The sequence below is a fragment of the Micromonospora sp. RP3T genome (genome assembly GCF_003027925.1).
GTDB lineage: Bacteria > Actinomycetota > Actinomycetes > Mycobacteriales > Micromonosporaceae > Micromonospora.
In genome coordinates this window covers 63,074-85,840 of record NZ_PYPS01000022.1, presented here as the reverse complement: position 1 = coordinate 85,840, position 22,767 = coordinate 63,074, and the positions used below count along the sequence as shown (strand labels likewise).

Genomic DNA, 22,767 nt, shown 5'->3' with positions numbered 1-22,767 from the left:
CGGCCCGACGCGGGGCGGCATACCGAGCTGCCCGAGGGTGTCGATCTGTTGACCGTCGGTGGTCATAATGACCACGTGGCTGTAGGCGCGCACCCCACCCGGTCCGACCGCCCCATCGACTTCTTCATCAGCTACTCGCCGGCCGACGAACGCTGGGCGACGTGGCTGGCGTGGGAGTTCGAGACCGCCGGCTACCGCACGATGATCCAGGCGTGGGACTTCGTGGCCGGCACCAACTTCATCGACTTCATGGACCGCGGGGTCCGCGAGGCCGAGGTGGTGGTGGCGGTGCTGTCCGAACGTTACCTGCACTCCACGTACGGCAAGCTGGAGTGGCAGGCGGCGTTGCGCGCCGATCCGGACGGCACCGGCAACAAGCTGGTCACCGTGCGGGTCGAGGACTGCCCGATCGACGGCCTGCTCGCCACCATCACCTACGTCGACCTGGTCGGCGTGGACGACCCGGCGCAGGCGCGCGCCCGGGTGCTGGACCGGATCCGGGAGGCGCTCGACGGTCGGGCCAAGCCGATGCGGCAACCGGCGTTCCCGCACCACCCGGACGATCCGGCCGGGCTGCTCGCCGCGCCCGCCGCGGGGGCGCCCGCGCAGCGCCGCCCCCGGCGTACCCCGATCAACCCGCCGCCGTTCCCGCCGGCCGCGGTGGCGCCGCCGACAGCGCGCGACACCGTCACGGTGCTCCAGGTGGCCGGGCCCCGGTTCGGCCGCGGCGTGCTCGACCCCGGCGCCCCGGTCACCCCCGGCGAGGTGCAGGAGCACCTGATGGGTGACCTGACGCTGCTGATGAACGACGGGGTGCCCCGACCCGACCTGCTGGTGGTGGCCGGCAACCTGACCGAGTCGGGCAGCCCGCGCGAGTTCTCCGACGCGTTGAGCTTCCTCACCGGGCTGCGGGTGCTGCTCGGCCTGGAACCGCACCGCCTCGTGGTGGTGCCCGGCCCACGGGACGTGACGATGGCCGCCTGCCGGGCGTACTTCGCCACCTGCGAGGCCGACGACGTCGACCCGCAACCGCCCTACTGGCCCAAGTGGCGGCACTACGCGCGGCTCTTCGACGACCTCTACCAGGGGCTCGACGACCGGCTCTTCGACAGCGAACAGCCCTGGACGCTGTTCGGAATCCCCGACCTGCGGGTGGTGGTGGCCGGGCTGAACTCCACCATCGCCATCACCCACCGCGAGGAGGACCGCTACGGCTTCCTCGGCGAGGCCCAGTCGAGCTGGTTCGCCCAGCGGCTGCGCCACTACCAGCAGTCCGGCTGGCTGCGGCTGGGCGCGATGGCGCACGCCCCCGGCCCGCGCAGCCCGTACGCCGACGAGGCCCCGCCGGACCGGGTGTCGCTGCGCGACCGCGGCTCGGTCAACCGGCTGGTCGGCCCGATGCTCAACCTGCTGATCTCCGACGCGGCGCCGGCCGGCCGGGTCGACCCGGTGGTGCCGCTGGCCGCCGCGCCGCGCGACGGTCGGGCGCAGGTGCTGCGGCTCGGCGCGGACGGGATGACCCGCTGGGTGCTGGGCCGCGACGACCGCCTGGACGTCGGCGAGTCGACGGCGGTGAGCTGGCCTCGCGCCGAGGCCACGTTCGGCGCGGCCGGCCCGGCCCAGGTGCCCGACCCGAGGCGACCGACCCTGGTGGAGGGCGCCACCCAGGGCGGGGCGCCGGCCGCGGCGGCGACGCCGGCGGCGCCGGTGGAGCGGCTGCTGGACCGGCTCGCCGAGGTGTGCGAGGCCCGCTACGACCGGGTGGTGGTGCGGCGCGTCGAGGGCGACCCGCCGCACCTGTACGTCAGCTACCGCTCCGACGGGGTGGTCCGGCAGCAGCGGGTCGGCGCGCACGTGGGCACGCCGGGGCCGGACGACGTGGACCGGTTCGCCCGTCGGGTGCACGCCACCGACCCGGACATCGGGTCCGAGCTGGTCTACGACGGCGACCGGGTGCCGCGCGGGCTGGCCGAGGAGGCGCAGCGGCGCGGCGTACGCGTGCTGCACCTGACCGAGTTCCAGGGCCTGCTGGACCTGCGCGACTACGTGGCCGCGCAGACCGCCCGGCTCCAGGCCGACCGGCTCTACCCGCCCGGGCAGTACGTCCCCCAGCGCTACCGCCACCTGGTCGGCGCGGACCAGCGGGTCCGCGAGGACGTGGTGGACGAGCTGCTGGAGACCGTCTCCGCCCCGGACGGCCGGTTCGTGCTGGTGCTCGGCGACTTCGGCCGGGGCAAGACGTTCGCGCTGCGGGAGGTGGCCCGCCGGCTGCCGACCGCCGCACCGGACCTGATCCCGATCCTGGTCGAGCTGCGCGCGTTGGACAAGGCACACTCGGTGGACGGCCTGGTCGCCGCGCACCTGGCCAACCACGGTGAGCAGGTGATCGACCTCAAGGCGTTCCGGTACATGCTGCGGCAGGGCCGGATCGTGCTGCTCTTCGACGGGTTCGACGAACTGGTGGCCCGGGTGACCTACGACCGGGCGGCCGACCACCTGGAGACGCTGCTCCAGGCCGCCGAGGGCGCGGCGAAGATCGTGGTGAGCAGCCGGACCCAGCACTTCAAGACCAACTCGCAGGTGCTGACCGCGTTGGGCGAGCGGGTCGGGCTGCTGCCGCACCGCCGGGTGCTGGCGGTGGAGGACTTCACCCCCGGCCAGATCGAGGCGTTCCTGCGGCACCGCTACGACGGCGACGAGGCCGCCGCCCGCGAGCGGATGAGCCTGCTGGCCGGCGTCAAGGATCTGCTCGGCCTGTCCCGTAACCCGCGCATGCTCGGGTTCATCGCCAACCTGGACGAGGGGCGGCTGGCCGCGGTGGCCGGCGCCGGCGGCACGTTCAGCGCCGCCGCGCTCTACCGGGAGATCCTGGAGTCCTGGCTGGACTTCGAGGAGCGGCGCACCCAGGGCATCCCGGGGGCCCCGGTCAGCCTGCGCCGGCCGGAGCTGTGGCAGGCGGTGAGCCGGTTGGCGTTCCAGCTCTGGGAGAGCGGCGAGTCCTACCTGCGGCTCGCCGAGCTGACCGAGTCCACCGGCCAGCTCGCCGGGCGGGCCGAGTCGCGGCTGTCCGGCCCGCAGGCCGCGCACGCGGTCGGCGCGGGCAGCCTGCTGGTCCGCACCGACGACGGGCTGTTCGGCTTCATCCACACCTCGGTGATGGAGTGGCTGGTCGCCGACGGCGTCGCCGAGCAGCTCAACCGGGGTGAGGAGCCGACCGCGCTGGCGGTCCGGTCGCTGTCCGCGCTGGCCGTGGAGTTCCTCGGCGACCTCGCCGACCCGGCCCGCTGCACCGCGTGGACGGCCCGGGTGCTCGGCGACGAGTCGGCCGGCGAGACGCTGCGCGCGAACGCGCTGCGGCTGTCCGCCCGGCTGCGCCTGCCCGACCGGGCCGACCTGCGCGGCGCGGTGCTGCGCGGCGAGGACCTGTCGCACCGGGAACTCGCCGGCGCGGACCTGACCGGCGCGGACCTCACCGACACCCGGCTGGTGGCGACGAACCTGACCGAGGCGCGGCTGGAGCACGCCAGGCTGCGTGGCGCGCGGCTGGACCAGGCGCGGCTCGCCGGGGCGGACCTGCGTGGCGCGGAGCTGGCCGGCGCGCGGCTGTTCCGGGCCGACCTGCGTGGCGCGCGGATCGGCGGCAGTAGCTGGCACCGCACCGCGCTGATCGACGTGAGCGCCGACCCGGCGTTGCTGCGCGCGCCGGAGCTGCGTGGCGCGGTCGTCGCGCCGGGCCGGCCGGTCGCGCCCGGGCTGGCGCCGCCCGCGGTGGGCGTCGGGTACGGCTTCGAGGTGGGCCGGCTGCCGGTGCCGGTGGCGTACAGCCCGGACGGCGCGGTGCTGGCGGTGGGCAGCGACGACGGTGGCGTGCTGCTCTGCGACACGGCCACCGGGCTGCCGGTGCGCACGCTCCAGGGGCACCGGTCCCGGGTGTACGCGGTGCGCTACGACGCCGCCTCGCACCAGCTCGTCACCGGCGCGGCCGACCTGACCGTACGGCTGTGGGACGCCGACCACGGCGACGTGCGGCACGTCATCGAGGACGTCTTCGCGGGCTGGGTGTGGCCGCTGCTCACCGACGAGCGGCGGGGCCGGCTGGTGGTCGGCGACGCGGCCGGCGTGGTCCGGCTCTTCGACACCCGCACCGCCCGGCTGCGCCACGAGTGGCCGGGGCACGACGCGCCGATCTGGGGCACCTCGTTCAGTCCGGACGGCCGGCGGGTGGTGGTGGTGGACAGCGCCGGCGCGGTCCGCGGCTGGGACATCCACACCGGCCGGCTCGCGTTCGAGGTGCGGGAGCCGGAGGTGGTCTACCGGGTGGTGCACTCGCCGGACGGCCGGCTGCTGGCCGCCGTCGGGCAGCACGGCCGGGTCTGGGTGCGCCGGGCCACCGACGGCGAGCTGCTGCGGCAGCCGCGCGGCCACGAGGCCGACGTGTACGCGCTGGACATCAGCCCCGACGGCACGCTGATGGCCACCGGCGACACGCACGGCGCGCTGCGGCTGTGGGAGACCGAGACCGGCCGGCCGGTCCGGGTGCTCGGCCGGCAGCGCGGCGCGATCTACAGCGTCCGGTTCAACGGTGACGGCAGCCTGCTCGCCACCGCCGCCAGCGACGGCGCGATCCAGCTCTGGGACACCGCCGACGGCCAGGTACGGCACGAGTTGACCCGGCACCGCGGCTCGGTGTGGCCGGTGGTCTGGCGGCCGGACCAGAACCAGGTGGCGACCAGCAGCAACGACGGCACCACCCGGCTGTGGGACGTGCGCAGCGGGCAGCTCCAGCACACGCTGCGCGGGCACGGCCGGCGGGTCACCGCGCTCTCCTTCCGCGACGACGGGGAGGTGTTGGCCGCCTGCGGCAACGACGGCGTGGTCCGGCTCTGGGAGCCGCGCACCGGCCGCCTGCTGCGGCAGCTCGCCACCCCCGCCGACCGCCTGCTCTCGGTGGTCTTCTGCCCGGACGAGCCGCTGGTCGCCACGCCCAGCGGCGACGGCGGCGTGCACCTGTGGAACACCGACACCGGCGCGGACGAGCGGGAACTCAACGTGGACACCGACCACGTCTGGGCGGTCGCGTTCAGCCCCGACGGCGACGCCCTGGCCACCGCGAACGACGACGACACGGTCCGCCTCTGGTACCGCCGCACCGGCCGGCACTTCGCCACGCTCACCCCGCACCGGGGCCGGGTCCGCACGGTGGCGTTCAGCCCGGACGGCGAGACCATCGCCACCGGCTGCGACGACCAGACGGTCCGGCTGTGGGACGCGGCCACCGCCACCTGCCGGCTGACCCTGGAGCACCACACCGACCGGGTCTACTCGATCGGCTTCAACAGCGAGGGAACGCTGCTGGCCAGCGCCGGCAACGACGGCACCGCGGTGGTGTGGGACGTGGCCACCGGGGAGGCGCGCACGGTGCTCACCGAGCACACCGGCCGGCTCTGGTCGTGCGCGTTCAGTCCGGACGGCAACCTGCTCGCCACCGCTGGCGACGACCTGGTGATCCGGCTCTGGGACCCGGGCACCGGGCGGCTGCACGGCACCCTCGCCGCGCACACCCGGCGGGTCTGGTCGGTGCACTTCAGCCCGGACAGCAGCCTGCTGGCCAGCGCCGGCGACGACGGCACGGTCCGGCTGTGGGACGTGGCCGACCCGGAGCACGCCCAGTTGCGGACCACGCTGATCGGTCTGCCGGACGGCTGGGCGGCGGTCAGCCCGGACGGCCGCTACAAGCTGGACGGCGACCCGGGCGGCCAGTTCTGGCACGTCATCGGCACCTGCCGCTTCGAGGTCGGCGAACTGGACCCCTACCTCACCCAGGTCCGCCGGCTGGCCGTCGACGCCCCCTTCTGACCGCCCCCGCCGGGCCCGTCCAGCGGACCTCGCCGTCGTGCCACCCGTCCGTCGGGGCCAGGCCGCAGGCGGTGGCCACCGCCGCCGACGCGCGGTGGTCGGGATGGATGTGGGCCACGAGGGTACGCACACCGCGTCGCCCGAGCCAGCCGGCCATTCCCCGGGCGGCCTCGGTGGCGATGCCGCGCCCCTGCCAGGGCGTGCCCACCACCCAGGCGATCTCCGCGACCGGCCCGGCGACGACCGGTTCGGTGTCGTCGCGGTGCCGGTGCCCGACCGCCCGGGCGCTCGCCGTGGCCGCGTGCCGGCGCGGCCCCTCGGGTGCGGTGACGGTCGCCTGGACGAACCCGGCCAGCGGGCCGTCGTCGCGGAGCTGGATGACCCAGTTGCACCACGACTCGCCCGGGTCGGGGGAGCCGGCGACCAGCCGCTCGTAGCGGGCGCGCAGCGCCGCCGGGTCGGCGGGGCTGCCGCCGATGAAGGTGTGCAACGCCGGGTCGGCGAGCACGGCGGCCATCTCCTCGGCGTGCGCGACGGCCAGCGGCAGCAGGAGCAGCCGGGCGGTGGGGACGGTTCCGGTGGTGAACCCGCTCATGGCGTCGCCGTCTCGGAAGAGGGGTGGGATGGCGCCGCGTCATCGTACCGGCGGGGCGGGCGCCGGGGCGGACGGTGGGCGCCGCCCGCCCCGGCTCACCGGCCGGTCAGCGCCGCCACTTCTGGTTGGCGGTGCCGCCGCACTCCCAGATCTGCAACCGGGTGCCGTCGGCCGAGCTGTTGCCGGTGGCGTCCAGGCACTTGTTGGCCTGCGGGTTGACGATGTCACCGGCGGCGCTGAACACCCATTTCTGCGCGCCGGTGCCGTTGCAGTCGTAGAGCTGCACCTTGGCGCCGTTGGCGGTGGACCCGGAGGCCACGTCGAGGCACTTGCCGAGCGCGCGCACCGAGCCGTCGGCGTTCCAGGTCCAGCGCTGGGCGGCGGTGCCGTTACAGGTCCAGAGCTGCACGGCGGTGCCGTTGGCGGTGCTCGCGCTGGCGACGTCGACGCACTTGTCGCCGTACCCGACGATCGGCCCGCCGGTGCCCCCGCCGCCGGTGTCCCAGGCCTGCACGCGGACGTAGTCGACGGTCATGGTCTGCGGGAACGTGGTGGAGCCGTCCGGCGAGCCGGGCCAGTTTCCGCCGACCGCCACGTTCATGATCATGAAGAACGGGTGGTCGAAGACCCAGCGGTTGCCGCCCGCGTCGGCCGGCGTCTTGCGGGAGTAGGCCACGCCGTCGAGGTACCAGGTGATCGAGTCGGGGGCCCAGTCGACGGCGAAGGTGTGGAACGCGTCGGCGAGCGCCTGGCCGTTCGGCAGCGAGGTGGACGCCCCGATGCCGTTGGCGCCGGAGTAGCCCGGTCCGTGCAGCGTGCCCCACACCGTGGACGGGGCGTAGCCGACGTTCTCCATGATGTCGATCTCGCCGCTGTTGGGCCACGGGTTGCTGCCGATGTCGTTGCCGAGCATCCAGAACGCCGGCCACAGCCCCTGCCCGCGCGGGATCTTGATGCGCGCCTCGAACCGGCCGTACGCCTGGGCGAACGTGCCGTTGGTGAGCAGCCGGGCCGAGGTGTACTGGCAGCTTCCGTACCAGCAGCCGTAGCCGGCCGGGTTCTCCTTGCGGGCGGTGATGACCAGGTTGCCGTTGCCGTCGAGCGCGGCGTTGCGGGTGCTGTTGGTGTAGTACTGCAACTCGTTGTTGCCCCAACCGCCGCCGCCGATGTCGTAACGCCACTTGCTCGCGTCGGGGGCGGCGCCGGCCGGGCCGGTGAAGTCGTCGGACCAGGTGACCGCGCCGGGGGCGGCCATCGCCGGGGTGGTCGGGACGGTGGTGAGGGCGGCCGTGAGGCCGACCGCCGCCATCGCCAGGGCGGCGAGGGTACGGATGCTGCGCACGGGGGTGCCTCCTGCGGTGGTGGGTCCGCCTACCGTCCGGGTGGCCGGCCCCGCGGAACGGTAAACAAACTATAGAGATAACCTTCGATGAAGGTATGAACGAAGCCACCCGTTGTCAAGAGAGCGCTTCCTCCGGCACGGCACGCCGCGGCGTCGGCGCCGGTCGGCGCATCCCGCGCCATGGGCCGCCGAGCAGCGGGGTCAGCACCACCAGCAGGTAGCAGGTGCCCATGATGACCAGCGTGGGCGTGGTGCCGAACCGGTCGGCGGCCAGCCCGGCGCCCAACGCGCCCAATGGCATCGCCGCCCAGGCGCCGGCGCCGATCACCCCGTACACCCGGGCCCGCATGGCCGCCGGCACCCGTTCCAACTCCACCGCGCCCATCAGCGGGTTGAGCGCGCCGGCGGCCAGCCCGGCCACCGCGACGATCGCGACCACCACCGGCAGCGGCGGCGCGGCGGCGAGGGCCCACAGCGGCGGCGCGCCGCAGATCGCGTACGCGGTGACGAACGTGGCCCGGCGGGGCAGCCGGTGCCCGATCGCGCTGAACACCAACGAGCCGATCAGCGCGCCGCCGCCCATGACGCCGACCAGCAGGCCGAACGCGGCCGGCCCGCCCAGGTCGCGATTGGCCACCACCGGTAGCAGCACGTTGCTCTTGGCCGCGTCGAACAGGTTCGTGACCAGCACCAGCAGCACCATGGCGCGCAGCAGCGGCTCCCGGGCCAGGAAGCGCAGCCCGGCGGCGAACTGTCGCCAGTAGCCGCCGGTCTCCGGCTCGGCCTCCTCGGTGGAGGGGCGCAGGCCGCGCGGCACCAGCAGCGTCACGACCAGCGCCGAGACGGCGAATGTGGCCGCGTCCACGGCCAGCACCGGCAGTGCGCCCAGCACGCCGACCAGCAGACCGGCCACCGGAGCCCCGATCATGCGCGCGCCCCGCGACGTCGCCTCGTGCCAGCCGATCGCCCGTTCGATCGGCACCCCGGCCGCGGTCGCCGCCTCCGGCAGCAACGCGGTGCGGGCGGTCTGGCCCGGCGTGTCCAGCAGCCCGCTGACGAAGACCAGCGCCAGCAGCGCCGGGAACGGCAGGCCGACGGTGGAGTGCAGCAGCGGCACGGCGGCGACCGTCACGCCGGAGACCACGTCGGCCAGCACGCTGGACCGGCGGTACCCGATCCGGTCGACAAGCACGCCGCCGAACGCGCCGCCGAGCACCACCGGTGCGGTGGCGAACGCGCCGGCCAGCCCGGTGGCCGCCGGCGAGCCGGTCTCGGCGAGCACGTAGAGCGGCAGCGCGATGAGCGTCAGCACGTTGCCGGTCAGCGAGACGGCGTGCCCGACCAGCAGCCCGACCAGCGGCCGGCGGTCCCGGGTCACTGCGGCCCCCGGTAGGCCTGCCAGATCAGCGTGACCATCTCCGCGCCCGGCCGGCCGGGCGTGCCGCGCGCCTGCCAGCGTCGGCCCAGCTCGGACAGCTCGTCGCGCAGCTCGCCCAGCTCGTCGGGGGTCAGGTGCAGCACCGTGTCGCTGCTGGTGGTGCCGCGCACCCAGGCCAGGTCGAGGCTCGCCTCCGACTCCAGGTAGGCCTGGTAGCGGGCCACGTACCGCTCCATCGCGGCGCGGCGCAGCAGGTCGCCGGCGAGCCGGCGTTCCGGGTCGTCGAGCAGCTCGACCGGGTCCCAGTCGGTGGTGGCGTGCGCCGCCCGCCACCACCGTTCACGGCGGTCGCGGGCCAGGTCGGAGGCCTCGGTCACGAAGCCGTGCTCGGCCAGCTTGCCGACGTGGTAGCTGACCGAGCCGACCGCCTCGCCGGTGCGCTCGCTCAACATGCCCACGGTCTGCGGGCCACGCAGGCGCAGCTCGCCCAGCAGCCGCAGCCGGGTGGGATGGGCCAGCGCCCGCATGGCCCGCGGGTCGGTCAGGTGCACGTGGTTCGGCTGGTCCGCCATGCCGCCACGCTAGACCGACAAGAGATGAAGTACAAGATGTCTTGTACTAGTCGAGGCAGAACTCGTTGCCCTCCGGATCGGCCAGCACCAGGTGCCCGGCGTCCAGCGGCGGAACGGGCTCGTGCCGGGCCACCCGGGTCGCCCCGAGCGCCACCAGCCGGTCGGCCGCCGTCTCCAGCGCCGCCATCCGGGCCGCTCCGGTCAGCCCGGGCGCGGCCCGGACGTCGAGGTGCACCCGGTTCTTGCCCCGCTTCGGCTCCGGCACCCGCTGGAAGAACAGCCGTGGCCCGGTGCCCTCGGGGTCGACCACGGCCGAGGCGTCGCCGTGCCGCTCCGGCGGCACGCCGAACGCGGTCAGCGCCGCCTCCCACGAGTCGAAGCCGTCCGGCGGCCCCTGCACCCGGTAGTCGAGCGCCTCGGCCCAGAACGTGGCCAGTGCGGCCGGGTCGGCGCAGTCGAAGGTGAATTGCACGTCGAGGCCCATCGCGGCTCTCCTTCTCCTCGGGTCCCGGCCAGCCTTCCCGACGTAGCGGTCAGGAGCTGACCGCGACCCGCGGGAGCGTCACGTCCGGCGCGTCGTCGTCCGGCCCTTGAGCCGCCGCCCCATCTCCCGGGCGATCTCCCGCTTGGCGTCCCGCTCGGCGAGCGCCTGACGCTTGTCGTATGACCGACGCCCCCGGGCCAGGCCCAGCTCGACCTTGGCCCAGCCGTCGGCGAAATACATCGACAGCGGCACCAGCGTGACCCCACCGTCGCGCAGCTTCTCCAGGATCCGGGCGATCTCCACCCGGTGCAGCAGCAACTTGCGGGTGCGCCGGGGCGCGTGGTTCGTCCAGGTGCCGAAGCCGTACTCGGCGATGTGCAGCCCGTAGAGCCACAGCTCGCCGTCGCGCTCCTGGGCGAACGCGTCGACGAGCGACACCCGCCCCTCGCGCAGCGACTTCACCTCGGTGCCGGCCAGCACGATGCCCGCCTCGTAGGTCTTGAGGATGTCGTAGTCGTGCCGCGCCTTCTTGTTCGAGGCGATCGCCTTGCGCCCGTTCTCCCTGGCCACGCCGGCAGAATACCCAGCCCGCCGCCCCGTCCGCCCGCCCCCGCCGGGCCCGATTCACGGAAACTGCGGCTATTCCACCCGCGATGGCCGCCCTTTCCGTGAATCAGCGCGTGCGGCGCGGGGTGGGGCGGGGGCGTGGGGCTTAGGCGGAGGAGGAGCCTCCGTTAGCCCGGCGTTAGGACGCGGACGCCTACCGTGGCCCGGTCACATCCACAAGGGACACGGGGCCCTGGGAGGAAACGTGCTCAACAGTCAACTCGCCCGACTCGCTGTCGCGGTGCCGGGCGTGATCGCACTACTGGCGGCGTCCGCGACGTCGGCGTCAGCCGCCGTCGATCCGCCGGTCAACGACAACCTGGCCGGCGCGTCGCCGGTCGGCGCGCTGCCGTTCGTGGGCGTCCAGGACCTCAGCGCCGCCACCGTGCAGGAGGGCGAGCCGTCGTCCTGCTTCGAGACCGACCGGACGGTCTGGTACTCGTACACCCCGACCGTGGACCGGCTGGTGACCGCCGGCACCGGGCCGGACCATCTCGGAGTCGCGGTCTACACGGGCGACTCCCTCGACGCTCTCACGGAGGTCTCCTGCCGGCCCACCTACGCGGGGACGCCGGTGACGTTCCCCGCGCGGGCCGGCACCACCTACCTGTTCCGGATCGGCGCCAACCACGTCGAGCAGACCACGTTCCGGCTGGACGTGGCGCCGGCGCCGGAGGTCGACTTCGACGTCGCCCCGGTGGAGTGGACCGTCTTCGACGAGGTCGCGTTCTGGCCCCGCCTGTACGACCCGGCCGGCCTGGGCATCGACCTGGGTTCGCTGCGCTGGGACTTCGGCGACGGCACCACCTCGACCGAGCAGTACCCCCGCCACCGCTTCACCGGCGACGGCGACCACCAGGTGCGGTTGACCGCGCGCACTGTCGACGGGCGCACCGCCTCGGCCACCCACACGTCGGTGGTCCGAACCCACGACGTGGCGGTCGTCAAGCTGAACACCCCCTCGACCGCCCGCGCCGGGCAGCGCGTCGGCGTCACCGTCGACGTGCGGAACACCCGTTACGACGAGAACGTCGACGTCCGGCTCCACCGCAGCGGCCCGTTCGGGTACGAGGAGGTGGGGGTCGACACCCGCCCGGTGCCGGCGCGGAGCGGGAGCACGTCGTTCTCGTTCGCGTACACGGTGACGCCGGAGGACGCTGCGGCCGGCAAGGTCACGTTCCGGGCGAGGGCCGAGCTGCGCGACCACCGGGATGCGCTCCCGGCGGACAACGAGCTGCTCTCCGCCCCGGTCCGGATCCGCTGACCGCGCCGGTGGCGGTGCGCGCGGCCCGCGCGCACCGCCACCGGTCAGGCGGGGACCGCCACCGGCACGCGGGGCGCGTCGGCGCGGGCCGCCACCCAGCCGGTGGTGATCAGCAGCAGCGCGGCGCAGTAGGTGCCCATCACCAGCAGGCCCGCACCGGGCAGCTCGACGCCGGCCGCGCCCACGCCGATGAGCAGGTCGGAGACGAGGAAGAACGCGCCGCCGGCCGCGACCCGCGCGGACACCCCGGTCGCGGCGGCGGCCATCAGGCACAGCGCCAGGCTGTAGCCGAGCACCGGCAGCCGCAGCGGCCCCAGCGTGCCCCACAGCAGCGCGTTCCCGGCCGCCCAGGCGACCAGGTAGCCGGCCCACGCGGGCACCGGCGCTCGGCCGTGACGCCGGAAGCCGGTCAGGAAGGCGAGCTGCGCGACCAGGAAGAACCCCATGCCGGCCAGGAACGCGGCCCGGCCGGGCACGAGCAGCGCCACGTCCCCGGCGGTGGCGGCGACCAGCCCGGTCGCCACCGCGTCCCACCGGCGCCTGCACCGCCAGAGGTACGCCAGCAGCACCGGCGCCAGCAGCGGCTTGGCCAGCCACTGGAGCACCGTCGAGTCGAGCGCCACCCCGACCAGCTCGACCGCGGCGACGAGCCCGAACAGGGTCAGCCAGGAACGCCTCACCGGGCCGGCTGCCAGCCGGGACGGCCGAGCAGATAGCCGAGCCGGTGCCGCCAGCAGGTGGCCCGGCGGACGTCGGACCAGATCGCGGCGAACTCGTGCGTCGCCACCCGCAGCGGGTTGTAGGTGCCGATGTTCTTCGTCAGCCCGTAGCGCACCGCGGCCCGCTCCGGCGCGAAGCTGCCGAACAGCCGGTCCCACACGATCAGGATGCCGCCGTAGTTGCGGTCCAGGTACTCGGTGTTCGAGCCGTGGTGGACCCGGTGGTGCGACGGGGTGTTGAACACCCACTCGATCGGCCGGGGCAGCCGGCCCACCCGCTCGGTGTGCAGGAAGAACTGGTAGAGCAGGCTGATCGACTGCTGGAGGAAGATCATCCACGGCGGGATGCCGAGCAACGCCAGCGGCAGCCAGAACGGCAGCGAGGTCATCGGCGTCCAGCTCTGCCGCAGCGCGGTGGAGAGGTTGTAGTGGACGCTGGAGTGATGGACCACGTGGCTGGCCCAGAGCACCCGCACCTCGTGGTGGGACCGGTGGAACCAGTAGTAGGCCAGGTCGTCGGCGAAGAAGACGATCGCCCAGGTCCACCAGTCGCCGGGGGACAGGTGCACCGGCGCGACCGTCCACAGCGCCGCGTAGAGGCCGACCGTGAGCAGCTTCCACGGGAAGCCGATGAGTTGGCTGCCCAGCCCCATCGACAGGCTGGTGGTGGTGTCGCGCAGCTCGTAGCCGCGTTCCTCGTCGTCGGGCAGGAAGCGGTAGGAGGCCGCCTCGATCACGATCAGCAGCAGGAACGCCGGGACGGCGTACAGCACGGCGGGGATCATGCGCGCGCTTCCCTTCCGGTGGTGGGGATGGGGGTGACCGGGGCGGTCAGCAGCGCCCGGGCCTGCCGGGCCGCCGCCTCGCCCCGGCCGGACGCGACCGCCGCGGCGAGCCGGCGGTGTCCGGCGACGTCGAGCAGCTCGGCGGCGCGGGCGTCCGGGGGGACGTCACCGACCGCGAACGTGCCGGCGACCAGGCTGTTGAAGGCCAACTGGTAGGCGGTGTTGCCGCTGCCCCGCACCACCAGCCGCCAGATGCGGATGTTCGCCTCGGCCATCCGGTCCAGGTCCGGCGCGAGCGCGCCGTACTCCTCGGCGGCCCGGACCAGCGCGGCGACCACCGCCTCGTCGCCGCGTTCGGCGCAGAGCCGGGCCGCGTCGACGCCGACGCAGGCCCGCATCTCCAGCATGTCGCGCACCAGCGTCTCGACCGGGAGTACGTCGCCGGAGCGGGCCAGCGACAACGCCAGGTCGAGCCCGGCGTGCACCCGCCAGTCGAGCACCCGGGTCGCGCCGCCCTGGCTGACCCGGACCAGGCCGAGCTGTTGCAGCCGGCGCAGCGCCTCGCGCACCGCGTGCCGGTTCACCGCGAACGCGGCGGCCAGCTCCCGCTCGCCGGGCAGCGTCTCGTCGGGCCGGTGGCGCCCGGCCACGATGGCGTCGCGGAGCTGGCCGAAGACGTGGTCGGAGACCGAGGCGCGCGGCGCGGGGGTGAAGGCCATGGCCAGCAGTGTGGCCCCGGACACATCAACCCGTCAACTGGTTGGACCAGTTTGATTTCCCGGGCCGGCCCGGCCGGTGGGTACCGTCGCGGTCACGCCTCGTATCCTTTTCGCGGTAGGACCGCCACGGTGAAGGGAGTCGGTGTGAGCGACCGGGTCGAGACGTTGGAGTTCCAGGCCGAGGCGCGTCAGCTGTTGCAGCTGATGGTGCACTCGATCTACTCGAACAAGGACGTCTTCCTGCGTGAACTCATCTCGAACGCGTCCGACGCGCTGGACAAGCTGCGGCTGGAGTCGCTTGTCGACAAGGAGTTGTCGGCCGACACGTCCGACCTGCACATCGAGATCGAGACCGACGCCGAGGCCCGCACGCTGACCGTGCGGGACAACGGCATCGGCATGTCCCGCGACGAGGTGGTGGCGCTGATCGGCACCATCGCCAAGTCCGGCACCGCCGAGATGCTGCGCAAGCTGCGCGAGTCGAAGGACGCCGCCGCCTCGCAGGAGCTGATCGGCCAGTTCGGCGTCGGCTTCTACGCCACCTTCATGGTCGCCGACCGGGTGACGCTGCTGACCCGCCGCGCCGGGCAGACCGGTGGCACCCGGTGGGAGTCCACCGGCGAGGGCACCTACTCGGTGGAGACGGTCGAGGAGGCACCGCAGGGCACCTCGGTCACGCTGCACCTCAAGCCGGTCGACGCCGAGGACAACCTGCACGACTACGCCGCCGAGCGGACCATCCGGGAGATCGTCAAGCGCTACTCCGACTTCATCGCCTGGCCGATCCGGATGACCGTCGACAAGCCCGGCGAGGACGGCGACACCACCCGCGAGGAGCAGACGCTCAACTCGATGAAGGCGCTCTGGGCGCGGTCCCGGGACGAGGTCGACGAGGCGGAGTACAAGGAGTTCTACCGGCACGTCGCGCACGACTGGGCGGACCCCCTGGAAACCATCCACATGCGCGGCGAGGGCACGTTCGAGTACGAGGCGTTGCTCTTCCTGCCCTCGCACGCCCCGGTCGACCTGTTCTCCCCGCAGGGCCGGCGCGGCGTGCAGCTCTACGTCAAGCGCGTGTTCATCATGGACGACTGCGAGGCGCTGATCCCGAACTACCTGCGCTTCGTCAAGGGCGTGGTGGACGCGCACGACCTGTCGCTGAACATCTCCCGCGAGATCCTCCAGCAGGACCGGCAGATCAGCGCCGTGCGGCGGCGGCTGGTCAAGAAGGTGCTCGCCACGCTCAAGGGCCTGCCGGCCGAGTCGTACCGCACGTTCTGGACCGAGTTCGGGCCGGTGGTCAAGGAGGGCCTGCTGGAGGACGCGGACAACACCGACGCGTTGCTCGACCTGGTCCGCGCCGCCTCCACCCACGACCCGGCCGAGCTGACCACGCTGCGCGACTACGTGGAGCGGATGAAGGACGGCCAGACCGAGATCTACTACGCCACCGGCGACAACCGGGCCACCATCGAGAACTCCCCGCACCTGGAGGCGTTCCGGGCCAAGGGCTACGAGGTGCTGATCCTCACCGATCCGGTGGACGAGGTGTGGGTCGAGCGCGTCGGCGCGTACGACTCCAAGACGCTGCGCTCGGTGGCCAAGGGTCAGGTCGACCTGGAGACCGAGGAGGAGAAGGAGAAGGCCGAGGCGGAACGGCAGGAGTACGCCGAGCTGCTCACCTTCCTCGGCGGCGCGCTCGCCGACAGCGTCAAGGAGGTGCGCCTGTCCACCCGGCTGACCACGTCGCCGGCCTGCGTGGTGGGCGACGCGTACGACATGACGCCGACGCTGGAGAAGATGTACCGGGCGATGGGCCAGGAGGTGCCCCAGGTCAAGCGCATCCTGGAGCTGAACCCGACCCACCCGCTGGTCACCGGGCTGCGCAAGGCGCACGGCGAGGGCGGCGACAGTGCCGCGCTGACCGAGACCGCCGAGCTGCTGTACGGCATGGCGCTGCTCGCCGAGGGTGGCGACCTCGCCGACCCGGCGCGCTTCACCCGGATCCTCGCCGACCGCCTCGCCCGCGGCCTCTAGATGCAAGGAGGGGGCCCTTCTTATCGCCTACGCGATAGGAGGGGCCCCCGCTTAACATCGCCGTCGGCCTTTCGTCCCCTTCATGACAGGGGCGGGATAACGATCTACGTCGATGGGAAGATGGTCGGGTCATGTCGTCTCATCCACGGGGGATCAGTGTCATGCGCCTGTTCCGCACAGCGGCCGCGATCGCGTCGGCCGTCCTGCTCACCACGACCCTGGGGCTCACCGTCGCCTCGCCCGCCCAGGCCAGCCACTTCTGTGGCTCGCCCGCCTACCAGAACGTCGACGACGGGTACGGCATCCTGAAGGGGGGCTACAACCTCAAGACCGCCCCCTACTCCGACTGCTTCAACGTCGCCTACCTCGGCAAGGGCACCAAGCTCTACATCTGGTGCCAGGTCATCAACGAGTACGGCAACTTCTGGGTCTACACCCGGGTCGCGGGCACGGAGACCTACGGCTGGATGTCCTGGGACAACTTCAGCGAGGTCACCGGCAACCGGGGCCACTGCACGCCCTACCTGCTCTAGTGCGGGCCGGGCCCGCCGGTCAGACCTGACCGGGGAAGAAGCCGTGGCGGGCCAGCGGCTCGACGATCTGGTGCTCCTCGTACGACAGGTGCGACAGCAGCGTGTCGGTGAGCAGGTCCACCGCGTCCTGTAGTTCGGTGAAGTCGCCGGGGGAGCGGATCAGTTCCACCAGCGCCCGGTCCACGCTCTCCACCACGTCGTGGATCACCACGTGTTCCTCCGCCAGGCGGTCCAGCACCGGCGCCAGCCCGGCGTCGGCCCGGCGCAGGTGCGGAAAGATGGAGGCGTCCTCCAGCCCGTGGTGCTGGGTCACCACCGTGCAGTAGGCCGCGCAGTAGGCGCCAAGCGTCCAGTTGTTCTGCCGCATGGTCATCTCGTTCAGCGCGGCCCGCGCTCCACCGGGCGAGACCGCGCCGCGCCGGACCTGGTCGAGCAGGTCGCGCACCTGGGCCAGCTCCCGACGCAGGTGGTCGTGCACGTCCACCAGGTGCTGCCCGGCCGCCTGCCCACCGGCCGGGTAGACCTGACCGGCCGGCGCCGGCGGGGCGGCCGGCCGGGTCGACTCGTCCCAGGGGCGGCGCGCGCTCAGGCGTACCCCCGGGTCAGGGGTGGGGGTGACCGCGAGCGTGGTCGGACCGCCGGTCGCGGCCTGCTCCCCGGCGACGGCCCGGGCGCCGCTGCCGGGCGTGGTGCGCTCGGCCGCGACCAGCTCCCGCACCGCCGGCGCCACCTCCTGCGCGAACAGTTGGATGGCGCGGGGCTCGTCGGCGGCGAGGATGAACGTGGTGATGCCGTGCGTCAGCGTGAGCCCGGCCAGCTCCTCCACCCACTGCTCCGGCGGGCCGGCGAGGAAGCCGGTGGACGAGCGGGCGAACGTGCCGGTCACGTTGAGCATCCGGCGGATCGCGCCCGGGTCCCGGCCGGCGGCCCGCGCGCCGTCGTCGACGAGCGCGTTGAGCGCCGGCAGGTCCTCCGGCCCGTTCGGCAGGTACGACAGCGACGGCAGCCAGCCGTCCGCGGCGCGGCCGACCAGCCGCAGCATCCGCGGCTTGTACGCGCCCACCCAGATGCCCACCGGATGCGCCGGGGCCGGCCCGCGTTTCGCCCCGACCACCCGGTAGTGCTCGCCGGGCAGGCGGATCATGTCGCGCCGATCGGTGTCCCACACCTCGCGGACGACCCGGATCGCCTCGTCGAGTGCGTCGACCGCCGCGCCGGGGGAGAGCCGCCGCCCGCCGGCCGCCTCGATCCCGTCCCAGAACGCGCCCGCGCCGAGCCCCAGTTCGACCCGGCCGCCGGTGAGCAGGTCCAGGCTGGCGACGCTGCGCGCCAGCACCACCGGTTGGCGCAGCGGCAGGTTGAGCACGTTGCCGGCCAGGCGGATCCGGTCGGTGGCGGCGGCCACGTACGACATCAGCGTCCAGGTGTCCAGGAAGGCCGGCAGGTAGGGATGGTCCTGGAAGGTGACCAGGTCCAGCCCGGCCCGCTCGCAGAGCGTGGCGAGCGCCACCACCTGCTCGGGCTGCCCGGCGGCCGGCGTGAGGAAGCTGCCGAAGGCCAGCTCGGGTCCGTGGTCGGTCATCCACCCGCTCCTCGCGCGATCTTGTCCGGTCCCGCCCACGGTAGCGCCGCCGCCCGCCCGGCGTCCGCCGTCCCGCGACACGCCGGGCCGTCGGCGTCCGTGCTGCTCGGGGCGCCGGTGACCGGCCGAGGTGGCGGATGGTCGGGTTCCGTCGTCGTCGGTTGCTATGGTCACGGGTGCTTGGCTAAGACGTGAAGAAAGCGCGGATATGACCAACGATGCGTTCTCGGCCGCCGCGAGCCTCGACGAGCTGCTGACCCGCACGCAGCAGGCGTTGGCCGCGATGCGGTCCCGGGCCACCGTGCACGCCGACGGCGAGCCGGGTGACCTGCTGCGGGCCGAGGGCGCCGCGGCCGGCGGCCGGGTCCGGGCGGTCGCCGTCCAGGGTGGCCGGCTGGATTCCGTCGCGGTCGACCCGGAGCTGGCCGGCGAGCCGCTGGAGGCGCTCTGCGGGCACGTCGTCGCCGCCGTCAACGCCGCGCTCGCCGAGTTGGACGCTCAGGTCAGCGCCTCGGCCCGGGCGGACGCCGACGCGCTCGCCGCCCGGCTCGGCGGGCTGCCGGACCAGGCGGAGCTGTTCAGCGCGACGATGCACGAGGTGGCCGCGCGGATCCGCCGCGACCGCGCCGCCGCGTCCCGCGCCGCACGCCCGGTCTGATCGGCGGTCAGCGCCCCGCCTCGTCCATCCGTCCGGCCTGACCCGTGCCGCTCGTCCGTCCGTCCGGCCTGATCGGCGGTCAGCGCCCCGCCCCGTCCATCCGCCCGTCCCGCCTGATCGGCGGCGGGCCGGTCACCGGAGACGACGGAGCGGCCGGCCGTCTCCGAGGAGGACGACCGGCCGCTCGCGCTGCGGTCAGCTCAGGTTGACCGCGGTGTCGTCGACGACGAAGGACGTCTGGAGGGAGGCGTCCTCCACGCCGCTGAACGAGATGGTGGCGGTGGTGCCGGCCAGCGACGAGATGTCGAAGGACCGCTGCACGTAGCCGGTGGCCTTGTTCAGGTTGGAGTAGGTCGCCAGCGTGGTGCTGCCGGCCTTGACGGTCAGCTTGTCGTACGCGGTGCTCGTGGTGGACTCCGCGCTGTCGATGTGCAGCCAGAAGCTCAGTGTGGCCCGGCAGCCGGCCGGGATGCTGACCGACTGGCTGAGCGTGTCGGTGTGCGAGGAGCCGTAGCCGTCGAGCCACGCCTTGTACGAGCCGCCGTGCGCGGCCTGGCCGCTGTCGGTGGTGATGACGCCGGACGAGGCGCTCCAGTTCACGTTGCCCGACTCGAAGCCGGGGTTGGCCAGCTTGTTGCCGGAGCAGCCGCCCGACGGCGGGGTGGAGGTGGTCGGCGTGGGCGTCGGGGTGCCGCCGCCGGAGCAGGTCGGGTCACCCGACTGTGCCGGCACGCTGACCGCGTCCCAGGCCGCCTTGACGGTGTTGAACTCGGTGCAGCTGCTCGGGTAGAGGTTCTTCGCCGCCTGCAGCGTCCAGGTGCGGTACTTCAGGTACGACGAGGACGAGGTCTTCAGCAGCATCGCGTTGTACATGATCTTGATGGCCTTCTGGATGCCCAGGCCGGTCACGCTGCCGCCGTTGCAGGTCGAGCTGGACGGCTGCCCGTTGGTCGGGCTGTTGCCGTTGGCCAGCAGGTAGAACCAGTGGTTGCCCGGCCCGGCGGAGGCGTGCACCTCGCCACCCGGAACGCTGCTGGAGTAGCAGTTCGGGTCGCCGAGCGCACCCGGGTTGTACATGTTCCGGATCGGGCCGGAGCCGACCAGGTTGATCTTCTCGCCGACCAGGAAGTCCGGCGCGTCGTAGCTGGACGGCTCGTTGGCGAACCACTCGGTGGCCGCGCCGAACGTGTCCGCCACGAACTCCTGGGTGCCGCCGCCGGAGATGCCACCGGGGGTGTGGTCGTCGATGCCGTGGCCGATCTCGTGGGCCACCACGTCGAGCGAGCCGATCCACTGGCCGGCGGTGTTCTTGCCGATCTGGACCTGGGTGCCGTCGTAGTAGGCGTTCTGGTCGTTCAGGCCCACCCGGATCGGCCAGTAGCCGCCGTTGCCGTCGGCGCCGTTGCGGCCCAGCCACTGGCTGAGCATCTTGTGCTCGGTCTGGGCGGAGAACAGCGCGTCGACGCAGCCGGTCTCCTTGTTGGTGGCGGTGCCGTTGCCCCAGGCGTCGTCGGTGCCGCTGAACGTGGTGTTGTTCGCGGCGTCCTGGCAGCTGAGGTTGGTGACGGTCGGGTCCTTCATGGTGTACGTGCTGCCCGACTGGGTGGTGTTCAGCGTCAGCGGGCTGGGCCCGTTCCAGGCGCCGGTGCCGGTGCCCGCGACGATGTGCTCCTGCTTGCGCAGCACCGCGCCGGTGCGGGCGTCGACGTCCACGGTGAGCCGGCTGGCGCCGTCCGCGCCGGTGCCGCGCACGGTGGTCTCCCAGGCCAGCGTCGGGCTGGCGCCGAGCGTGTAGACCACGAGCGTGGTGCCCTCGACCGCGCTGACGGTCTTGAGCTGGGCGCGCGCCGTCTTCGCGCCGGCGGCCGAGGTCAGCTTGGGGGTGGTGGCGAGCGCGCCGATCGGCCGCTGCTGGGCGACCGAGGCGTACTTCAGGTTGCCGGCGGCGTCGGTGGCGAGCACGAAGTCGCCGCCGACCACCGGCAGGCCCCGGTAGGTCCGCTCGTAGGGCACGTACTGGGTGCCCTCGGAGGAGATCACGGGCTGCTGCACGAACGCGTCGTCGGAACTGGCCTGCAGGTAGGCGGGACGGTTCGCGACCAGCGCGCGGGCCGAGTCGGCGGCTGTCGCGCGGGCCTGGGCGGGGTTCGGGGCGGCGGGCCCGGGGGGCGCGGCCTGCACGGCCGCGGCGGTGCCGGCGGCCAGCACGCCGGCCGCGGCCGCGCCGGTGAGCGCGGCGAGGCGGGGTGAGAGCTTCAAGAGGGTGTGCTCCTGTTCCTAGGCGCGCCGCACGGAGCCCGGTGGGGACGGGCGGCGCGATGGTGCGAGGCGGGGTGACGGTCGGTCACCGGAGCTGCCGGCGTGGCTCCGGGTCGACAGATCGACCGTCCGGGCCGTCGGGGGTCGGCGGCTCGTTGGGTGCACAATCACACGGCGCGCGAGCCGGGAGCAATGGGTGACCGGGGCAACCGACACCTGCCGGACAGTCGGCCGTCGACGCGAATTCAGGAAGCCATGATCTTCAATAGCCCCTGATCAGGGTGAACATTGTCGTCCGTGGATGGTGGCCGGTCTGAGATGCGAGGATTGCCGCTCTACGCAATCTGTGCACATAGATTCAGCGTGGACGTGCGGTCGGGCCGGTCCCGGCGGCAGGCGTGGGCCGGGCGCGCTCCGGGTACGAGGACGCCATGAGAACGAGCACCACCGACCGCCCGGCCCGCACGGGCGTGATCGCGGTCGTGGCACACCGGAAGAAGACCTTCGGCGGCGGCCTGGACGAGTTGCGCGCCCGCCTCGTCGGCGCCGGCGTCGGTCGGCTGCTCTGGTACGAGGTGCCGAAGAGCCGCAAGGCGCCGAAGCGGGTCCGCGCCGCCCTCGACGAGGGCGCGGAGCTGGTGCTGGTCTGGGGCGGCGACGGCATGGTGCAGCGCTGTGCCGACGCGCTGGCCGGCACCGACGTGCCGATGGGCATCCTGCCCGCCGGCACCGCCAACCTCTTCGCCGTCAACCTCGGCATCCCCGCCGACCTGCCCGAGGCGGTCCGGGTCGCGTTGCACGGCCCGCGTCGCCGGCTGGACCTCGGCCGGATCAACGGGGAGCACTTCGCGGTGATGGCCGGCGCCGGGTTCGACGGCGACCTGATCCGCGACGCGGACCGCCGGCTCAAGAGCCGGCTCGGCCGGGTCGCCTACGTCTGGACCGGGCTGCGGCACGTGCGCGGCGAGTGCGTGCGCACCCGCGTCCGGGTGGACGGCGCCGACTGGTTCGACGGCGAGGCGAGCTGCGTGCTGTTCGGCAACGTCGGCACCATCACCGGCGGAATCCCGGCCTTCGACGACGCCCGGCCCGACGACGGCGCGCTCGAGGTGGGCGTCGCCACCGCCAGCGGCGCCGTGGACTGGGCCCGGACGCTGGGGCGGATGGCCGCCGGGCGCTCCGACGAGTCGCCGTTCGTGCGGATCACCCGGGGTCGGAAGATCACCGTACGGTTCGCCGCGCCGAAGACGTACGAGCTGGACGGCGGCGCGCGGGGGACGGCGAAACGGCTGAAGGTCAAGGTGGTGCCGGGCGGGCTGACGGTCTGCTGCCCGGAGCCGGTGGACTGACCCGGCCGTGGGCGCCGGTGACCGCCCCG

The 22,767-nt window shown here is 73.6% G+C and carries 17 protein-coding genes; 6 read left to right on the top strand and 11 right to left on the bottom strand.

Annotation, left to right across the window (positions count from 1 at the left end; genetic code table 11):
- Positions 1-75 precede the first annotated feature (75 nt).
- On the top strand, positions 76-5,856 hold the full coding sequence (locus C8054_RS18740) for a TIR domain-containing protein (RefSeq protein ID WP_107158098.1): 5,781 nt from the start codon (positions 76-78) through the stop codon (positions 5,854-5,856).
- Here the strand turns inward: C8054_RS18740 and C8054_RS18735 are convergent.
- The 6 genes from C8054_RS18735 to smpB all read right to left on the bottom strand — a co-directional run bounded on the left by C8054_RS18735 (position 5,816) and on the right by smpB (position 10,797).
- Positions 5,816-6,451, bottom strand: a complete 636-nt coding sequence (locus tag C8054_RS18735; RefSeq protein WP_107158097.1) for a GNAT family N-acetyltransferase — start codon at positions 6,449-6,451, stop codon at positions 5,816-5,818. The two genes, C8054_RS18740 and C8054_RS18735, sit on opposite strands and share 41 nt — an antisense overlap.
- 106 nt (positions 6,452-6,557) lie before the next feature.
- Positions 6,558-7,793 (bottom strand): glycoside hydrolase family 16 protein, encoded by a 1,236-nt coding sequence (locus tag C8054_RS18730; RefSeq protein ID WP_107158096.1) that lies wholly within the window; start codon positions 7,791-7,793, stop codon positions 6,558-6,560.
- 115 nt (positions 7,794-7,908) lie between these two features.
- A complete protein-coding gene (locus tag C8054_RS18725; RefSeq protein ID WP_107158095.1) occupies positions 7,909-9,171 on the bottom strand; it encodes an MFS transporter in 1,263 nt (420 codons plus the stop codon).
- Positions 9,168-9,743: a helix-turn-helix domain-containing protein gene (locus C8054_RS18720; protein WP_107158094.1), complete on the bottom strand. Its 576-nt coding sequence runs from the start codon at positions 9,741-9,743 to the stop codon at positions 9,168-9,170. Before C8054_RS18720 ends, C8054_RS18725 begins: the two co-directional genes overlap by 4 nt.
- A gap of 46 nt (positions 9,744-9,789) precedes the next feature.
- Positions 9,790-10,227 carry a VOC family protein gene (locus C8054_RS18715; protein ID WP_107158093.1) on the bottom strand — a complete coding sequence of 146 codons (438 nt, stop codon included), beginning with the start codon at positions 10,225-10,227 and terminating at the stop codon, positions 9,790-9,792.
- Between the two features lie 78 nt (positions 10,228-10,305).
- Complete coding sequence (smpB, locus tag C8054_RS18710) at positions 10,306-10,797, bottom strand: SsrA-binding protein SmpB (protein ID WP_107158092.1); 492 nt, start codon at positions 10,795-10,797, stop codon at positions 10,306-10,308.
- Between the two features lie 241 nt (positions 10,798-11,038).
- On the opposite strand from smpB, the gene C8054_RS18705 reads away from it, so the two are divergent.
- Positions 11,039-12,097 carry a PKD domain-containing protein gene (locus C8054_RS18705; protein WP_158273870.1) on the top strand — a complete coding sequence of 353 codons (1,059 nt, stop codon included), beginning with the start codon at positions 11,039-11,041 and terminating at the stop codon, positions 12,095-12,097.
- Positions 12,098-12,141: 44 nt separating this feature from the next.
- Here the strand turns inward: C8054_RS18705 and C8054_RS18700 are convergent, their stop codons facing one another.
- The 3 genes from C8054_RS18700 to C8054_RS18690 are packed head-to-tail and all read right to left on the bottom strand — an operon-like array spanning position 12,142 to position 14,320.
- Positions 12,142-12,777 (bottom strand): lysoplasmalogenase, encoded by a 636-nt coding sequence (locus tag C8054_RS18700; protein ID WP_107158090.1) that lies wholly within the window; start codon positions 12,775-12,777, stop codon positions 12,142-12,144.
- Entirely contained in the window at positions 12,774-13,601 is an 828-nt protein-coding gene (locus tag C8054_RS18695) for a sterol desaturase family protein (RefSeq protein ID WP_107158089.1), read from the bottom strand. The genes C8054_RS18700 and C8054_RS18695 overlap by 4 nt, the downstream gene beginning before the upstream one ends.
- The gene (locus C8054_RS18690; protein WP_107158138.1) at positions 13,598-14,320 is read right to left on the bottom strand and encodes a FadR/GntR family transcriptional regulator; all 723 of its coding nucleotides are present in this window, start codon (positions 14,318-14,320) and stop codon (positions 13,598-13,600) included. The genes C8054_RS18695 and C8054_RS18690 overlap by 4 nt, the downstream gene beginning before the upstream one ends.
- A 144-nt stretch (positions 14,321-14,464) precedes the next feature.
- Between C8054_RS18690 and htpG the strand changes: the two genes are divergently transcribed.
- Together htpG and C8054_RS18680 are read left to right on the top strand one after the other, a co-directional pair.
- On the top strand, positions 14,465-16,357 hold the full coding sequence (htpG, locus tag C8054_RS18685) for a molecular chaperone HtpG (protein ID WP_107158088.1): 1,893 nt from the start codon (positions 14,465-14,467) through the stop codon (positions 16,355-16,357).
- A 161-nt stretch (positions 16,358-16,518) separates the two neighbouring features.
- Entirely contained in the window at positions 16,519-16,890 is a 372-nt protein-coding gene (locus C8054_RS18680) for a hypothetical protein (RefSeq protein WP_107158087.1), read from the top strand.
- Between the two features lie 19 nt (positions 16,891-16,909).
- On the opposite strand, the gene C8054_RS18675 is transcribed toward C8054_RS18680, so the two are convergent.
- The gene (locus C8054_RS18675) at positions 16,910-18,472 is read right to left on the bottom strand and encodes an LLM class flavin-dependent oxidoreductase (protein WP_107158086.1); all 1,563 of its coding nucleotides are present in this window, start codon (positions 18,470-18,472) and stop codon (positions 16,910-16,912) included.
- A gap of 208 nt (positions 18,473-18,680) precedes the next feature.
- Between C8054_RS18675 and C8054_RS18670 the strand changes: the two genes are divergently transcribed.
- Complete coding sequence (locus C8054_RS18670; protein WP_107158085.1) at positions 18,681-19,130, top strand: YbaB/EbfC family nucleoid-associated protein; 450 nt, start codon at positions 18,681-18,683, stop codon at positions 19,128-19,130.
- A 195-nt stretch (positions 19,131-19,325) separates the two neighbouring features.
- On the opposite strand, the gene C8054_RS18665 is transcribed toward C8054_RS18670, so the two are convergent.
- Complete coding sequence (locus C8054_RS18665) at positions 19,326-21,389, bottom strand: M4 family metallopeptidase (RefSeq protein WP_107158084.1); 2,064 nt, start codon at positions 21,387-21,389, stop codon at positions 19,326-19,328.
- A 431-nt stretch (positions 21,390-21,820) separates the two neighbouring features.
- Here C8054_RS18665 and C8054_RS18660 point away from each other — a divergent pair, with 431 nt between their 5' ends.
- Positions 21,821-22,738 carry a diacylglycerol kinase family protein gene (locus C8054_RS18660; RefSeq protein ID WP_107158137.1) on the top strand — a complete coding sequence of 306 codons (918 nt, stop codon included), beginning with the start codon at positions 21,821-21,823 and terminating at the stop codon, positions 22,736-22,738.
- Positions 22,739-22,767: the final 29 nt, after the last annotated feature.